The 13,982-nt window shown below is 63.8% G+C and carries 14 protein-coding genes and 1 tRNA gene; 3 read left to right on the forward strand and 12 right to left on the reverse strand.

All coding sequences use genetic code 11. The annotated features are described in order from the left end of the window. Positions 1 to 323 precede the first annotated feature (323 nt). Positions 324 to 992, forward strand: coding sequence for a hypothetical protein (locus XI03_RS07585; protein ID WP_271591748.1), 669 nt, complete (start codon positions 324 to 326; stop codon positions 990 to 992). A gap of 61 nt (positions 993 to 1,053) precedes the next feature. Here the strand turns inward: XI03_RS07585 and XI03_RS07590 are convergent, their stop codons facing one another. The 3 genes from XI03_RS07590 to XI03_RS07600 form a co-directional block, all read right to left on the reverse strand. Next, the gene (locus XI03_RS07590; protein ID WP_028144537.1) at positions 1,054 to 1,296 is read right to left on the reverse strand and encodes a hypothetical protein; all 243 of its coding nucleotides are present in this window, start codon (positions 1,294 to 1,296) and stop codon (positions 1,054 to 1,056) included. A gap of 465 nt (positions 1,297 to 1,761) precedes the next feature. Further along, positions 1,762 to 1,932, reverse strand: a complete 171-nt coding sequence (locus XI03_RS07595) for a hypothetical protein (protein WP_271591749.1) — start codon at positions 1,930 to 1,932, stop codon at positions 1,762 to 1,764. Positions 1,933 to 2,087: 155 nt separating this feature from the next. Beyond that, positions 2,088 to 2,282 carry a hypothetical protein gene (locus XI03_RS07600; RefSeq protein ID WP_271591750.1) on the reverse strand — a complete coding sequence of 65 codons (195 nt, stop codon included), beginning with the start codon at positions 2,280 to 2,282 and terminating at the stop codon, positions 2,088 to 2,090. 370 nt (positions 2,283 to 2,652) lie between these two features. Here XI03_RS07600 and XI03_RS07605 point away from each other — a divergent pair, with 370 nt between their 5' ends. Further along, entirely contained in the window at positions 2,653 to 2,892 is a 240-nt protein-coding gene (locus XI03_RS07605; protein ID WP_271591751.1) for a hypothetical protein, read from the forward strand. A 1,486-nt stretch (positions 2,893 to 4,378) separates the two neighbouring features. Here XI03_RS07605 and XI03_RS07610 read toward each other — a convergent pair. The 4 genes from XI03_RS07610 to XI03_RS07625 all read right to left on the reverse strand — a co-directional run bounded on the left by XI03_RS07610 (position 4,379) and on the right by XI03_RS07625 (position 8,736). Next, the gene (locus XI03_RS07610; protein WP_271591785.1) at positions 4,379 to 4,651 is read right to left on the reverse strand and encodes a hypothetical protein; all 273 of its coding nucleotides are present in this window, start codon (positions 4,649 to 4,651) and stop codon (positions 4,379 to 4,381) included. Between the two features lie 82 nt (positions 4,652 to 4,733). After that, positions 4,734 to 4,809, reverse strand: a tRNA-Lys gene (locus XI03_RS07615). Between the two features lie 458 nt (positions 4,810 to 5,267). Continuing rightward, positions 5,268 to 7,928, reverse strand: a complete 2,661-nt coding sequence (locus XI03_RS07620; protein WP_271591752.1) for a glycosyltransferase — start codon at positions 7,926 to 7,928, stop codon at positions 5,268 to 5,270. A gap of 217 nt (positions 7,929 to 8,145) precedes the next feature. After that, positions 8,146 to 8,736, reverse strand: a complete 591-nt coding sequence (locus XI03_RS07625; RefSeq protein ID WP_028144541.1) for a hypothetical protein — start codon at positions 8,734 to 8,736, stop codon at positions 8,146 to 8,148. 368 nt (positions 8,737 to 9,104) lie between these two features. Between XI03_RS07625 and XI03_RS07630 the strand changes: the two genes are divergently transcribed. Beyond that, complete coding sequence (locus XI03_RS07630; protein WP_038949110.1) at positions 9,105 to 10,664, forward strand: glycoside hydrolase family 17 protein; 1,560 nt, start codon at positions 9,105 to 9,107, stop codon at positions 10,662 to 10,664. On the opposite strand, the gene XI03_RS07635 is transcribed toward XI03_RS07630, so the two are convergent. From XI03_RS07635 to XI03_RS07655, 5 genes are all read right to left on the reverse strand, one after another. Further along, the gene (locus tag XI03_RS07635; RefSeq protein WP_028144543.1) at positions 10,624 to 11,004 is read right to left on the reverse strand and encodes a hypothetical protein; all 381 of its coding nucleotides are present in this window, start codon (positions 11,002 to 11,004) and stop codon (positions 10,624 to 10,626) included. The genes XI03_RS07630 and XI03_RS07635 overlap by 41 nt on opposite strands. 91 nt (positions 11,005 to 11,095) lie before the next feature. After that, entirely contained in the window at positions 11,096 to 11,251 is a 156-nt protein-coding gene (locus XI03_RS07640) for a hypothetical protein (protein WP_161966444.1), read from the reverse strand. A 76-nt stretch (positions 11,252 to 11,327) separates the two neighbouring features. After that, positions 11,328 to 11,768, reverse strand: coding sequence for an MgtC/SapB family protein (locus tag XI03_RS07645; protein WP_018317958.1), 441 nt, complete (start codon positions 11,766 to 11,768; stop codon positions 11,328 to 11,330). A gap of 232 nt (positions 11,769 to 12,000) precedes the next feature. After that, positions 12,001 to 12,258 (reverse strand): hypothetical protein, encoded by a 258-nt coding sequence (locus tag XI03_RS07650; protein ID WP_028144544.1) that lies wholly within the window; start codon positions 12,256 to 12,258, stop codon positions 12,001 to 12,003. A 177-nt stretch (positions 12,259 to 12,435) separates the two neighbouring features. Further along, on the reverse strand, positions 12,436 to 13,809 hold the full coding sequence (locus XI03_RS07655) for a hypothetical protein (RefSeq protein WP_271591753.1): 1,374 nt from the start codon (positions 13,807 to 13,809) through the stop codon (positions 12,436 to 12,438). Positions 13,810 to 13,982 lie beyond the last annotated feature (173 nt).

Consider the following 13,982-nt stretch of genomic DNA (forward strand, 5'->3'; position numbering starts at 1 on the left):
CCTCACGGAACCAGGCCATTCTAATCCGGCGCGCTAATACAAGGGTGGGCAAAGGCGCAAAGCGCCGTGCCCACCATGCATCCAAGCCCGGCGATCGAAGCAGTGGGCACGCTTTCGCTTTGCCGACCCTACGGCAATGTCAGCGTAGCGCCTCCTCTTCGCACGGTCCCCCGTAGTCGGCCGGGGGCGGCGTGCTCGGCCGCTAACGTGGAATTAATCGGAAATGCTCACAATTTTAGACAGTTGTGTAAGGGTGCTGCGTACAAGGGGTCGTCGCGAGGACGGTCCAGGGGCGGTTTCCTGTTGCTCGCTCACTGGGGTCAATGCAAATGACCACGACCTTCGAAATGCAAAGCTTCGCCGAGGAACTCGACGCTGCAGCACTTGCAGCCGCCGCAGCAGCGGACGAACCCGAAATCTCCGAAGCTCCAGCCCTGATCAAACGGTCCAGCCGAAAATCGGTCCTGGCCCTGTCGGTCTGTGCCCTGGCCATCAACGGCGCGGCGGCGATCTACACATCGCCTTCCGATTTTAGTTCGCTGAATGTCGGCAGGCTGGCTGAGCTGCTTCCGCGTTTGGAGGCGTCCGAACCAAAGCCGGATCCCGTTATCGCTGCGTTGAAGGACATTCAGGCGGCCCAGCAGCAACACACCGCGTTACTGCAACAGACCAATCAGGCAACGGACCAGAACTCGGTTTTGCTGCAGCAGGATTCGATGGTGCTGCTGTCGCTGCGGCAGAGCATCACGGACGAGCGGGTCGACGTGAGGAAGATCTCCTCGCAGCTGTCCACGTTGATGGCGAAGATCGATGCGCTGCAAAACACGACGACGTCGGACGTCACCTCGTCCATCCGACGAGCGCATGCGCGCTACGGACTGTCCGCCGCGATGCGCAAGCGGATGGTTCGGGAAGCAAAGCCCCTGGGTCCCGTTTCGGTCGGAGGCGCGCCGCTGACTGTGCCGGCTGCGACGGCTGCTCCGGAAAGCTGACGACCACAACTTCCGGATTGACCGATTCGAGCCGGAATTGGCCGTCAGGTCCGACAGTCCGTCACTTCGCGGCGTGGTCGATCTTGTGCTGCAGATGCCCGGTGTCGTGATCGCGACGCAACTGGCTCAGCGACGTCTCGTTCAGCTGGAGCAGGACCTCGCTGAGCTCAGTCGTATCGGGATAGCCGGCCGCAAAACCTCTTCCGTAAATCTTGCGCAACGTGCCGACCAGCGTGTTGCCGTGCTTCTTGCCGATCGCGCCATCCTTGTCGCGGTGGCGGCCATCCAGGCCGTGTTCCTTCATGGTTCGCTCCCTGTGCGGCGTCTTGAGCGCCTCGAGAGAGCCTGCTCCCAAACGAGTTGACTGGCAATGGCATGGCGCGCGGCAGTTGCGAGCTGCTTGCACCAGCGCAGGTGCCCGCGCTTCTCTCCTGCTTGTGAAGCCGCAACCGGTTGTGGCGAGCCGATCGGCGCATCAGATGACAGCGGGCGATTGCCGATTGGGGTTGCTGCAATGCGCGCTCTTCTTGCCGTGGGTCTGTTGCTGGCGCTGTGCACCTCCGCAAACGCCCCGCCGGTGCATCACCCCCGCGCACGCCATCCTGCGGTGGACCGGCCCCGCGCGAATGCAACTCCGCCGGCGCGCTTTGCCGTCCCTGGCTGGAGCGACGATGCAACGCTGCGCTGGCTGAACAACGCCTCGTCAAACGTCGGCCGAGGCGGATAGCCGCGGGAGCGGAGGCTGGTGATGGCTCGAATGGCGGGGCGGCTAGGCGGCCTGCTCTTCAAACGAGGTGTAGACCCGGCCGGCGGGATCAACAACCCGAACGTCCCAGCACCCGTCCTCTGTAAGCTCTTTGGCTTTCTTGAGGGCGGCGGCGAGTGACAGCCGCTTGAGACTGACGACGCCCGCCGTGTCGAAACCGTTGATTTCAAACATGCCGTTCCTCCGGTTTTGGTGAATCCTACACGTTTCCGGCGGGTTGTCAGCGGGTTTTTGGGGGCGGGCTGGGCGAGCGGCAAGCTCAGAAAATCTCGCAGCATCGGCAGGCGCAGCCTTCCGCAGGCGCGTCTTTCAATAAGCGGCGCGCCTTTCTAGGGCCGAGACGGGGCAGTCGCGGTCTTCCGCTCAAGCATGGCCATTTCAACTTGGTCAGCCAGGACCGTGAGGTGGCTTGCAAGCCGGTCGAACACTTCGCGCTTGCCTGGATCGGTTGCCAAATCGCGGATCAGGGCGCATTCGGCCGCATCTTTCCGAAGTTTCTCGATCTGGACGAGATAGTCCTTCATCGGCAATTGCTCCGTTCCCCGCAAATGGAATGGTACAGGCAATGTACGAAAGCGAACAGAAGTGATTGCCGCTTTTTCCTAGTCTACGCTTGCTTCGGCCCTTCCCAAAAGGTCCAGGCACCTCCAGCGGCCCCGGCCTCCACCCCAGAAGCCCCCACAGCCGGGGCCGTCACTGGCAATAGCCCGATCGATCCCCGTGAATCTGACCTTCTGCGCGTTCGCGATAGGGGGCGTTGAGCCTTTTGCAGCGCACGCCCGCGCCTACGGCGCGGCACTTTCAATAGGAACTGTCCCCTCGCCACCGCATTTCCGATTTGCATGGTTTTCCCGGTTGTCTCGGTCGATCTTCGAGTAGCCCAGGGGGCGTACAATGGGCACTGGTGATCACACCGCTGTGCTGAAACAGCGTTTCGACGAGCTTGCTTCCGGGCTTTCCGAGTTAGAAAATTTGCGCTCCCGCGTGATCGCGGCCGAGCAAATGCAACAGATGCGTAGCGCCGACCGCAAACCGGCCGCACCAATCCACCGGACTGCTAAACTCAAATCATCGTCGGCAAAACCCGATCGGCCAAAGAGGCGCCTGGCGCGGCCGCCCAGCGTCGGGCAATGACGTCGACGCCGGGCTTCCGGCAATGCCAATGCCGGCTAGACTTTGGCAACCGTCATCAGCATTCGAGCGTGGCCAAAATACTCAACTAGTGAACTACGCGGAGAAAATAGTAGCCGACGCCGCCGATGACTAGCACCGTAGGGACGGCCCAGAGTATGAATACCGGCATGTCTACCTCCTTCAGTTACCTCCGGTAGCGGGATAACTTGGCAGAGATGGTGCCGTTCCCGCCTTCTAGAGGCGGGGATAATCTTCGCGTTGCACACGCGTGGCACGGCTTGAGCAGGTTGAGCTTCGAGAGATCCGGATTGGCGCGTTACGGGTGTAGCACTTGCGAAACCCATCGCTGGCAAGTCGGTCGGCCACTTCGCTGCCTTTTGAGGATTGCTCCGATAATCGATGGCGGATCGCAGCGGCGCTGATCGCAACGAGTGACGGGTTTTGCAGGAGCTCAAACCGACTTAGGCGCCGAGTGCTATGCCAGCGGAATGGTGTCGACGCGCAGACAGGGGCGGCACTGGAAAGCATGGACTGCAGGCAGATTGAGGATGGCGGGAAGCGTCGCCAAGAACGTCATCGGCCGTCCGCACTTGGAGCAGATCAGAACGGGCGGGCTGTCTTTCGCTGCGCAGACCATCGCCAAAATGCCTGAAGGGGTAGGGCACAATAGGCGGATGCTGCGGGGAGTTCATCTCGGGGCGACTACTGGGGTTTTTATCGGAATCTGGCACGCTCGTTTGCGGCGACGAGCTACCAGAGCTCTATTGCGCATGAACTAGAGCGCGAACCATGCTCGGCGTCGAAATCGCGACCGGCCGTCGTCGAATTGTACATTCCTCGGTCCGGAGACGTCGATTGCGTTTTTAGCCTCACGCCGCGCTACCTTCCGAAGTTCGCGCGCGACGAGGTCGCAGGGGGAGGTGCTTCTCAGCTCTGCTCAAGCGCAATTGGCAGGTCAGAAGTCCCCGGTCGGGTGCGCTTCTACAGCGGCAAGTACGGACCAGCGACAGAAAAGTGCGATTTTTTGAAACCCGCTGTCGCTAGACGTCAGCGCATGTCGAGATGGAACGACACTCCGCTCGGAGACCGTGTTCTCGGGCTTGTGGGACTGACGCGCCAAAGCGCCCTCCGGAAGGGGATGCGGACTTTTCGCGTAGGCCTAGTGCAACACGCGGGCGGCCTCGGCGAGCCGAACCCTTTCTCTCAGCTCCTCGAGCTCCCGAAGCATTTTCAGGAGATCGGGCAGGACGTTTGCCCGCTTCAAAATTCGGGTCGTTTGTCCCATCGCTATACGCCTCCATAGCCTCCTGACGGCGAGCCACATCAAGGCGCACACAGGCAAATTTTCCCCTGCAAGGGAATGAACAATCTTAACCAGATCAAGGTGGGATGATCGCGGAGCCTGGACAACGCGAAGCGATCCTATGCCGGGGATTGCGCGTCATCCGCGATAGGCGGACCATCGGCCTTGCCGGGCCTCATCGGCTCAGCGGTTGCCACAGCCAGCGTAGACAAAGCGCGGCTCGATATCAGACAGGCGGACATCATCAGGCCAGCGATCGGCGCTCAGCGCTACGTGATGGCCGCAGTGGCGGTAGACCACGACGCCCTGCAAGCCCATCTCGCGCATCTTGCCGAACATGATCTTCACCGGTCGGCCGTCCGCGTGCCTCCGTGATGATTGCGCCCACGCGTCGAGATAACGCGCAACCGTCGCGGGTATGTCCTTAAACTCCGCAGGAATGTTCTTCATGTTCACGCGCAATCGGTTCGCCAACACGGGGCCCACACAGAGCTTTCGGTTCGGTTGGTCTTGTCGGCTAAGCTGTCGATCCGGCTTTTGGTGAGCGCGCTGGGGCTCGAACCCAGGACCCCGTGATTAAAAGTCACGTGCTCTACCGGCTGAGCTACGCGCTCCCATGGCCGCTGATGGCTTAAAGAGATCGCCATCGTGGTCGGACATTCGAGAAGCATGTCTTGCCGCTGCGCTTAAGCTGGCGTCGCGGGGAAAAACCGGCTGTTTCCGGATCATGCTTTCGGCCCGCGCTGTGTAGGGGGATGGGGCGCTGAGGTCAATAGCGAGGGTGGTTGCCGAAAGTCGCGGCAGGGGCGGGGATTTGCTTGCTAACTCCGCTGGTTAGGCGGGGAGTTTCAACCTGAATGGCGGCCGTCATCCACGCTGAAGTGCGGGAGGTCGCCGGAAGAGTTCGGCCCGCATGGTTCGCCCGGCGATGCGGAGCATCGTCCGGAGACGCCCGCTTTGGCGGACTCCTCGCATGAGGGTTCGGCAATCTCGCCGCGGGCTCGACCTCATCCTGAGGGTGCCCGCCGGAGGCAGGCGTCTCGAAGGAGGGCTGCAAGCGAACCTCAGCCCGTCACTGGGTTTCCCGCCGCACCTCGTTCGGCACCGGCTGCGGCGTGCCGGGGGCCGGCAGCGCGACCGGACGCAGGCCGATCAGCTCGGCGGTACGGATCGCGCTGTCGCGCCAGAACTGGAACGAGTTGATGCGGCTGAGCTCGAGGATGGCGATGGCGACCGCGGCCAGGAACGGCAGGCTTTGCAGCACCAGCACGCCGGCGAAGATGTAGATTTCGGTGATCTGGCGGTAGCTGTTGGTGGCGATCAGCACGCCCGCGCCGATCAGGAGCAGGGTGCCGATCACGGCCTCCCAGAACGCCTGGAACTCGATCGACATCCGGGACAGGCCGCCCTTGGAGGTGCGGGCGAAGGCGATGTGCTCGGTGATGAGGCCCTGCGCCACCGCGCGCGACACCGTCCACTGCACGCTCATCGCCGCGATCATGGCGCCCAGCATCTGGCCGGGCTTGATGGCGACGCGGGCGCGGTACATCGACAGGAAGTGCGCCAGCGAGACGATGAAGGCGCCGATGATCGGCAGCGTCAGGATCTTGTCGGGAATGGCGATGTCGGCGAAGGCGACGATCGGCACCCAGACGAGGTTGAGCAGCGCCACGACCACGCCGAGGCTTTCCGCGCCGAGCCAGTTCAGCCAGCCCAGGCCATATTCGCGCTTCTGGTCGGGCGTCAGCCGGCTCTTGCCGGGCAGGAAATAGCGCCAGTGCTTCTTGACGATCTGGAGGCCGCCATAGGCCCAGCGGTGACGCTGCTTCTTGAAGGCCTCGTAGGTGTCGGGGAGGAGGCCCTGGCCGTAGCGGTGGTTGGTGTAGTGGGTGGTCCAGCCGAGCTCCTGGATCGCAAGGCCGAGATCTGAATCCTCGCAGATCGTGTCGGACGACCAGCCGCCGGCCATGTCCATCGCCGCGCGACGGATCAGGCACATCGTGCCGTGCACGATGATGGCGTTGGCCTCGTTGCGCTGGACCATGCCGATGTCGAAGAAGCCGGCATACTCGCCGTTCATGATGTAGTGCATGATCGACAGATCGCCGTCGCGATGCTCCTGCGGCGCCTGCACGAGGCCGACACGCGCATCGGCGAAGGCAGGCACGAGGTCCTTCAGCCAGTCGGGATCGACGGCATAGTCGGCGTCGAGGATGCCGATGATCTCGGCATCGGCGGCGGTGCGCTCCATCGCAATCCGAAGAGCGCCGGCCTTGAAGCCCTGCACCTTCTCGGCGTTGATGAACTTGAAGCGTTCACCGAGCGCGCGGCAATGGTCCTGGATCGGCTGCCAGAACGCGGGATCCGGCGTGTTGTTGATGATGACCACGCATTCGTAGTTCGGATAGTTCAGCCGCGACAGCGCATCCAGCGTCTGCTTGAGCATCTCGACCGGCTCGAAATAAGCGGGGATGTGGATCGAGACCTTTGGGCAGTAATTCTCGGGAACGTTCTCGACCGGCTTGCCCTTGCTGAGCAGCCGCTGCGGCGACCGGCCGAAGGCGACGGCTGCGATCTCGTCGATGCGCGCCATCGCAATGAGGACGAGGGGCACAAGCAGGATCATGCCGAGCGTGAGCGCGAAGGCCGAGCCGAAGAGGAAGTAGTGGCTGTTCCAGAAGGCGAACACTGTGGCGACCCAGGCGCCGACGCCGTTGGCCGTCGCCGACAGCAGGAAGGCCTGCTTCGCGGTTGGCTTTTCGATCCGCAGGATCGGCAGCGACAGCAGGATGCCGACCAGGAGGGCGATCGCCATCAGCTTCCAATAATCGGGATTCTCGACCGGACCGGTCCAGGCGAATTTCGGCTCGCGGCTGGCGTTGAGGATGCCCCAGTACGGACCGACGCCGCCCTCGTTGAACTTCCAAGGCTGATCGATGGCTTCGACGATGTTGTAGTCCATGCCCATCGCTTCGGCGCGGCTGACGAAGCTGCGCAGGGTCAGGGCTTGCTTGAATGGACCGGGGTCGGCGCTACGCAGGTTGTAGCCCGCGCTCGGCCAGCCGAACTCGGCGATCACGATGCGCTTGCCGGGAAACAACTTGCGCAAGAGTTCGTAACGATCAACCGCTTGATCCACCGCCTGGTCGGAGCGGAAGTTTTCCCAATAAGGCAGCACGTGCGCGGCGATGAAATCGACGCTGGAGGCAAGGTCCGGAAAATCGCGCCAGATGTTCCAGATCTCGCCCGTCGTGACGGGAACGCGGACCGCGCCCTTGACCTTCTTGATCTTGTCGATGAGGTCCTCGACCTTCTGCTCGCCGCGGAAGATCACCTCGTTGCCGACCACGATGCCGATCACGTTGCTGTTCTTGCGGGCGAGCTCGATGGCGGCCTTGATTTCCCGCCCGTTGCGATCCTCGTCCTTGTCGATCCAGGCGCCGACCGTGACCTTGAGGCCGAACTCGGCGGCGATCGGCGGCACTAGTTCGTTGCCTTCCGTCGCGGAGTAGGACCGGATCGCTCGCGTGAAAGTCGAGAGCTTCTTCATGTCCGCGCGAATCTTGTCGGGGTCGACGTTGATGTCGACGACATGCCCCGGTTCGAACGGCGTATAGGACAGGCTCGGGATCAGCCCCTTGAAATCCGGCGCGGGTTCCTTGTCGCGCAAGACTCCCCATAGCCCTGCGTGAAGCGCAGACACGAGCAACAAAACGGCGGCGACAACGCGCATCGCGGCTAAACCAAAAGGGGCTGAGGGGGCAGGGAAGCGGATCCGACCCCGAGATCCGACCAAGTCCGCGGCAAAGGGAGCATATCTCTGCCGCGCGGTTTCTCAACTGTCATGGCCTCATGTCCTTATGAGGGCATGGCCTTTTTCGAACGACGCGCGGCGGTGCCAACCGCGTCTATGGCCGATCGTTCCTGAACGACAGCTGAAACGATCGCGGCTATTTCTGGGGCGCCGGCGTCGGGCTTGCCGCGGGCGATGGGCTGGCGGCCGGCTGCGGCTGCGCATTGTTGGCCGCGGGAGCGGCCGGCTGTGCCGCTGCGGCCGCCGCCTGCTGCGGCTGGGCTGCCGGGTTGATCCAGCAGGCATGCACGCGGCTGTCAAGGGTCTCGGCGACCTTGGGATCGATCTGGCCGCCGAACCGGGTCAGGCAGCGGAAGGCCGCCTGGATGTGGCCGCCGGGGCAGCCGAAGCGGTCATAGAGGTCGAGATGGCGGAACGCGGTATCGAGGTCATCCCGCCACATCAGCCGCACCACGCGCCGGCCGAGCCAGACGCATTCGGGATTGCCGGCCGGGCCGCTGATGACCTGGGCCGCTTCGGCGAATTCGTCGGTGCGGCGCTGGTTCTGGGCCGCATCCTTGGCGGCGTCGGCGGGCTGGGCGGCGGCCTTGCCCTGGTCCGGCGCGGGCGTGCCGCTCTGGGCGGAAGCGCCACCGAGACCGGCGAGAACGAGAAGGCAGGAGACGGCCAAGGTGGCGGCGAACTGCCGCAGGACCGCATTTCGTGACTCGAACACCCGTTGCCGCATGAATTCCCCAATGTATCCGCTGGCCGTCCGCGTCAGGATCCCGCGGACGCGCCGGTGATGGCGTCCAAATGGGTCTCCAATGCGGCGGAAAAGTCTTTCCGAGTCCATGACCTGTATTTGGAATTTTGTCCAGCAAAGTCACGATGCTAGGCCCCGGTCGAACAGCCGCAGCCCCATTCCTTTGGGGCAGGCGCGGATCCTTGAGAGTGGATCGGCATTTGGACACCCGCTTGGACACCCTCTTTGGACACCCCCTTGGCAGACGGCGTGCAAGCAGGTAATCGACGGACCCTTCGCGGAGGACGGAACCGATTTCACTTCGTACGCCACTGGCGCTTCTGCTCGTTTCACTGGGTGCGATTGCTGCCGTGTGGTGGTGGTTGGCGACGCCGATCACGCTCGCGCGCGCCCCGATCGATCCCGCCGAGAAGGTCCAATGCGTCTCCTACGCGCCGTTCCGCGGCGAGCAGACGCCGCTGAACGCGTGGACCCATATCGAGGCCGAGCAGATCGAGCAGGACCTGCGCCAGCTCAAGGAGATCACCGACTGCGTCCGCACCTATTCGTTGGAGAACGGGCTCGACCAGGTGCCGGCGATCGCCGCCAAGGTCGGCGGGCTGAAAGTGCTGCAGGGCATCTGGCTCTCCAGCAACCGAGCCAAGAATTTTGAGCAGGCCGCGCTCGCCATTCGTCTCACCAAGGAATTCCCCGCGATCATCACCGCCGTCATCGTCGGCAACGAGGTGCTGCTGCGCGGCGAGATGACGACGGCGGACCTCGTCTCGATCATCCGCCTGGTGAAGACGCAGGTCAGCGTGCCCGTCACCTATGCCGACGTCTGGGAATTCTGGCTGAAGAACCGCGAGGTCTATGACGCCGTCGACTTCGTCACCATCCACATCCTGCCCTATTGGGAGGATATGCCGGTGAAGGCGAAGTTCGCCGCCGCCCATGTCGAGGCGATCCGCGAGCGCATGGCGGTGGCGTTTCCGGGCAAGGAAATCCTGATCGGCGAGACCGGCTGGCCGAGCGAGGGGCGCATGCGCGACGGCGCGCTGCCCTCACGCACCAACCAGGCGCGGGTGGTCTCGGAAATCCTGGCTCTGGCGAAGGCGAACAAGTTTCGCGTCAATCTGATCGAGTCCTACGACCAGCCCTGGAAGCGAAAGCTGGAGGGCACCGTCGGCGGCTATTGGGGCCTGTACGACTCGGTGCGCCGCAGCTTGAAATATCCGCCGGGCGAGCCGATCAGCAATTTCCCGTACTGGAAATGGTACATGGGCGCCGGCATGGGCCTTTCCGTGCTGGTGTTCGCGGTCGCGCTCATCACGCTGCGCCGGCGGCCGTGGACGCCGCGCTTCTCGGCCTGGCTCGGCGTCGCCATTTCGGCGACGACGGCGGGCAGCCTGCTCGGGATCGGCGCCGACAAGCTGTATTATGAGAGCTACGGCGTCGGCGGCTGGCTGCTCTGGGGCGCGCTGCTCGCGGCCGGTATCCTGTCGCCGATCTTCTGCGCGCAGGCGATGGTGATCGGCCGCAGCCTTCCGACCTTTCTCGATCTGCTCGGTCCGCGCGAGGGCCGAAAATGGTCGAAGCTCACCGCGGTGCTCGGCCTGACGCTCGCGGTGACGGCCGTGATCGCGGCCGCGACTGCGCTCGGTTTCGTTTTCGACCCGCGCTACAAGGATTTTCCCTACGCCGCTCTGACGATGGCGGTCGTGCCGTTCGCGCTGTTGATGCTGAACCGGCCGCAGATCGGCCAGCGTCCGATCGCGGAATCGGTGTTCGCGGGCGTGCTGGCGCTGTCGGCGGTGTTCGTGCTCTTCAACGAAGGCCGCGACAATTGGCAGTCGCTGTGGACCTGCACGATCTATCTGTTGTTCGCGCTCACGCTGTGGCGGGCGCGGGCCGAGCAAACCCAAGAATGAACAGGCCGATCGCCAGGCCCGACAGCACGACATTGTAGAGCACGATGCCGAGGCCGGCGGCGATGATGCCGACGGTGAGCAGCACGATCGACGGCCGCATCAGGTTCAGCGTCGCAACCACCAGCGCGACGATGCCGAACACCGAATTCTTGAACAGCACCGTCGAGACCGACCGCGCCTTGCAGATCATCGTCTGAAGCCCGGCGTCGCAGGTGAGAGCGACCTGCGACAGCTCGATCGCAAGGTAGCGCAGATAGAGCGCATAGCCGACGGACGCGAAACCGACGACGATCAGGAACTGCACCTGGTAGGGCGAGAGGCGGAAGGGCTTTTTTGTCATGGCGGCAATATGGTCGTGATGGCGCGGGCAGGCAACAGGGCAGGGGATGTTTCTGTTGATCCGGCTCGCCCACGACGTGCGCGAGGGGCCGTCAAAGCCGGCTTTGCGTCGCCCGATTCTGGTCCGCGAGCCGTCGCTCGTATTTCTCAGCCAATGCAAGCAGGCGTTTTCTGATGTAGGGGTCCGCCTGCTCGGCCAGCTCGCGGATCAACGCGAGTTGCTCCCGCAGAAACTTCGCGTCCGTCATCTCCGCTCCGAATCAAAATCCGTCGCGGATACTGCCGCCTTACGCGGACCTCTTCCCTATCATTTGGTATGTTTGCCTATTTCAATCCCAGCCGGCGCTCGACCCAGCCAAGAACGAACAGCACGAGCAGCGTGACGGCGATCGCTGCGGCGACCAGCAGCCAGGCTCCGAGCGCGCAGGCAATCCCGAGGCCCGCCGCAATCCAGACGGTTGCCGCGGTCGTGAGGCCGTGCACGGTCTTCGCCTTGGCGTCGTGCAGGATGACGCCCGCGCCGATGAAGCCGACACCGGTCAGCACGCCGGCAACGACGCCCTGAATGACCCGGGAGATCGCATCGGGGTGGTCACGCAGATTCTGGAACTCGATCACGGAGATCGAGACCAGCGCGGAGCCCAGAGCGACAAGCGCCAGGGTGCGCATTCCGACCGGCTTGTCGTTCATGTCGCGGTCGATGCCGATCAGCAGCCCTGTTCCCGCCGCGACGAGAAGCCTCAGCACATCATCCAGTTCGTTCATCGAAGCTCGTGCGTTTCGGGAGACGGACGCTTGGCGTGCGCCCGGCAGATCGGGACTAAACGCCAACTTGGTGAGAAAGAGCCGCTGAGATCCAAGCGTCCGATGGTCGCATGCCCGCGCAACTCTGAGCGATCATCGGCGATCAGGCAGCGCGAGCCGCCGTTCGACAAGGCGATGGCGCCGACCAGCCTGGTCGACGCCATCTGCCAGAGTAGAACGCGACCGCGCACCATCACTTCTTGCTGGTGTTCGAGCCCGTGGTGGTCTGCATCTTCTGTCCCGGCGCGCTCTCCGAGTGGCCCGGTCCCTTGGTGGTATTGGTCTGGTGACCAGGGGCGTATTCGGACGCGCCGGGTCCTGTCGAAGGCTTCTTTGTGTTGTGCATTTGCTGACCCGGCGCGTTGCTCGAGGCGCCCGGCGATTTCGTCGTTTGCGCAAGCGCCGGAGATGCCGCCAGAAGCGCGGCCGTTGCGATGATCAATGTCTTCACGTGGGTTTCTCCCGAGGTCATGGAGGCGGGCGCGCGTGATTTCTCACATCGGCCGCTCCGGTTCACGACCGGGACAACTTGGCAATTGACGGGTGGTTTCTCTTCTCGGACCGAAATTTAGGTTCATCGGCGCGCGCAAAAACACGCCGGCATTCACCGCCCGTTCAGGCGCAATGTTTATCGCCTGAAGAACGACGACAGCGTCGATCCCGCGGACGCAGACGCGGTCTCCGGCTTCGCCGGCGCGGGCTGCGCCGCAGGCGGGGGCGCGGGCTCTTCGCGCTTCGACGAGCGCTTGGAGGAGTAGCTGCGGCGGCGCTGCGGCTTCTCGGGCTTTGCACTCGGCGCGGGCGCGGTTTCGGCTTGCGGGACCGCGTCCTGGTTCTTCTCGGAGTTCTTCTCTTGAACTCTGTCCTGGGACTTCTCTTGTCCCTTCTCCGATCCGCCGCGCATCGAGAGGCGCTGGCCGTCGAAGACGGTGGTCTCGCAGTGACGATCGTTCTCCGCGAGGCTCGCGCAGAATTTTGCGGCGGCGGCGGCGTTGACCAGCGGACCGGCACCCAGGCGAAGCTGCATGCCGAGGCCGGTGTTGCCTTCCTTGATCATGATGATCGGTCGCAGTGCTGCGATTTCCGGATTGGTTTTGCTCAGGCCGCGCCAGAGCGCGCGCAGGCCGTCGATCGAATTGGCGCCGCCGAGGTCGATCGCGAAACGCGTCTGCTGGACCGCGATGGCGGGGGATTCGTTCTCGGCTGCCTCAGGTGCCTTGGCGGCTGTCGCGACTACTTCGGTCGGGGCGGGCGCCGGCTCGACTTTCTTCTCGGCGGCCTTCTCGTTTGTCTCGGGCTGAATCAATTTCGACGCGGCTGGATCGGGCGGCGCCATGATCGACTTGGACGGCACCAGCGGTATGGTCGGCAGCGCCGAAGTCGCTGCCAGCGGCTGCTGCACGAGCGAGGCGGCGGCGGCAGTCTGCGGTGGCAGGCTCGACGGCTCCTTTGCAACTTCCTTGAGCGTATCCTTGACCGTATCCTTGGGCGTGTCCTTGGCGGCCTCGGTGCGGGGCTTGTCGCCGGCGGAGGCGGGGGTCGAAGCGACCGGCGCGACGCTGGGCGCCGTCGGCGTGGCATCCTGCGGCTTGCCGGGCTGCGGTGGTGCGGTGGGTTGCTTGGCGATGGCGCCGGTGACGGAATCGAGCCCTTGCTCGACCACGGTGACACGGGAATAGAGCCGGTCGCGATCCGTGTTCAGCGTCTCGATGGCGGCCGCGAGCCGGCGGGCCTCGTTCTGGCTCTCCTTGGCCAGCGCCTGGAGCCGCTCTGCTTGGCGCGCGAGATCGGCGGACGCAACCTGGTCGCGCCGCCAGCCGAGCTGGGCCTGGTTGGCCATCACCGCGATGACGACGGCGCCTACGGCTGCCACACCCCAGGAGCCCAGCCGCCACATCATGCGGCGGTCGAACGCGCTTTCCTCGGCCACAAGTCCGGAGAACAGCCCGCCGGTCTCCTTGGTGCCGAAGGCATCCGCCAGTGGGTCGGAATCCTTTGCCATGAACGTTAAGTGCCCAGCCCTGTCCGGCTTCCCCGAATCAATCAGGGAACATTAACAGGAAAAGCGTGTCGCACTTGAATTCCGGGCGTTTGCGGGGGTAGCAAGGCAAGAGCTTTTGCGGGTGGCTGCCCGCCCGTCGCGCCAATTGATTCGGCCGTATCTGACAGGATTTC

Origin of the sequence: Bradyrhizobium sp. CCBAU 65884 (genome assembly GCF_028128835.1) — a bacterium.
Taxonomy (GTDB): Bacteria; Pseudomonadota; Alphaproteobacteria; order Rhizobiales; family Xanthobacteraceae; genus Bradyrhizobium; species Bradyrhizobium ottawaense.

Bases quoted from the DNA above. Each gene is read 5' to 3' on its own strand.
- XI03_RS07585 (WP_271591748.1), top strand. From the start codon at position 324: ATGCAAATGACCACGACCTTCGAAATGCAAAGCTTCGCCGAGGAACTC.
- XI03_RS07590 (WP_028144537.1), bottom strand. From the start codon at position 1,296: ATGAAGGAACACGGCCTGGATGGCCGCCACCGCGACAAGGATGGCGCG.
- XI03_RS07595 (WP_271591749.1), bottom strand. From the start codon at position 1,932: ATGTTTGAAATCAACGGTTTCGACACGGCGGGCGTCGTCAGTCTCAAG.
- XI03_RS07600 (WP_271591750.1), bottom strand. From the start codon at position 2,282: ATGAAGGACTATCTCGTCCAGATCGAGAAACTTCGGAAAGATGCGGCC.
- XI03_RS07605 (WP_271591751.1), top strand. From the start codon at position 2,653: ATGGGCACTGGTGATCACACCGCTGTGCTGAAACAGCGTTTCGACGAG.
- XI03_RS07620 (WP_271591752.1), bottom strand. From the start codon at position 7,928: ATGCGCGTTGTCGCCGCCGTTTTGTTGCTCGTGTCTGCGCTTCACGCA.
- XI03_RS07625 (WP_028144541.1), bottom strand. From the start codon at position 8,736: ATGCGGCAACGGGTGTTCGAGTCACGAAATGCGGTCCTGCGGCAGTTC.
- XI03_RS07635 (WP_028144543.1), bottom strand. From the start codon at position 11,004: ATGACAAAAAAGCCCTTCCGCCTCTCGCCCTACCAGGTGCAGTTCCTG.
- XI03_RS07640 (WP_161966444.1), bottom strand. From the start codon at position 11,251: ATGACGGACGCGAAGTTTCTGCGGGAGCAACTCGCGTTGATCCGCGAG.
- XI03_RS07645 (WP_018317958.1), bottom strand. From the start codon at position 11,768: ATGAACGAACTGGATGATGTGCTGAGGCTTCTCGTCGCGGCGGGAACA.
- XI03_RS07655 (WP_271591753.1), bottom strand. From the start codon at position 13,809: ATGGCAAAGGATTCCGACCCACTGGCGGATGCCTTCGGCACCAAGGAG.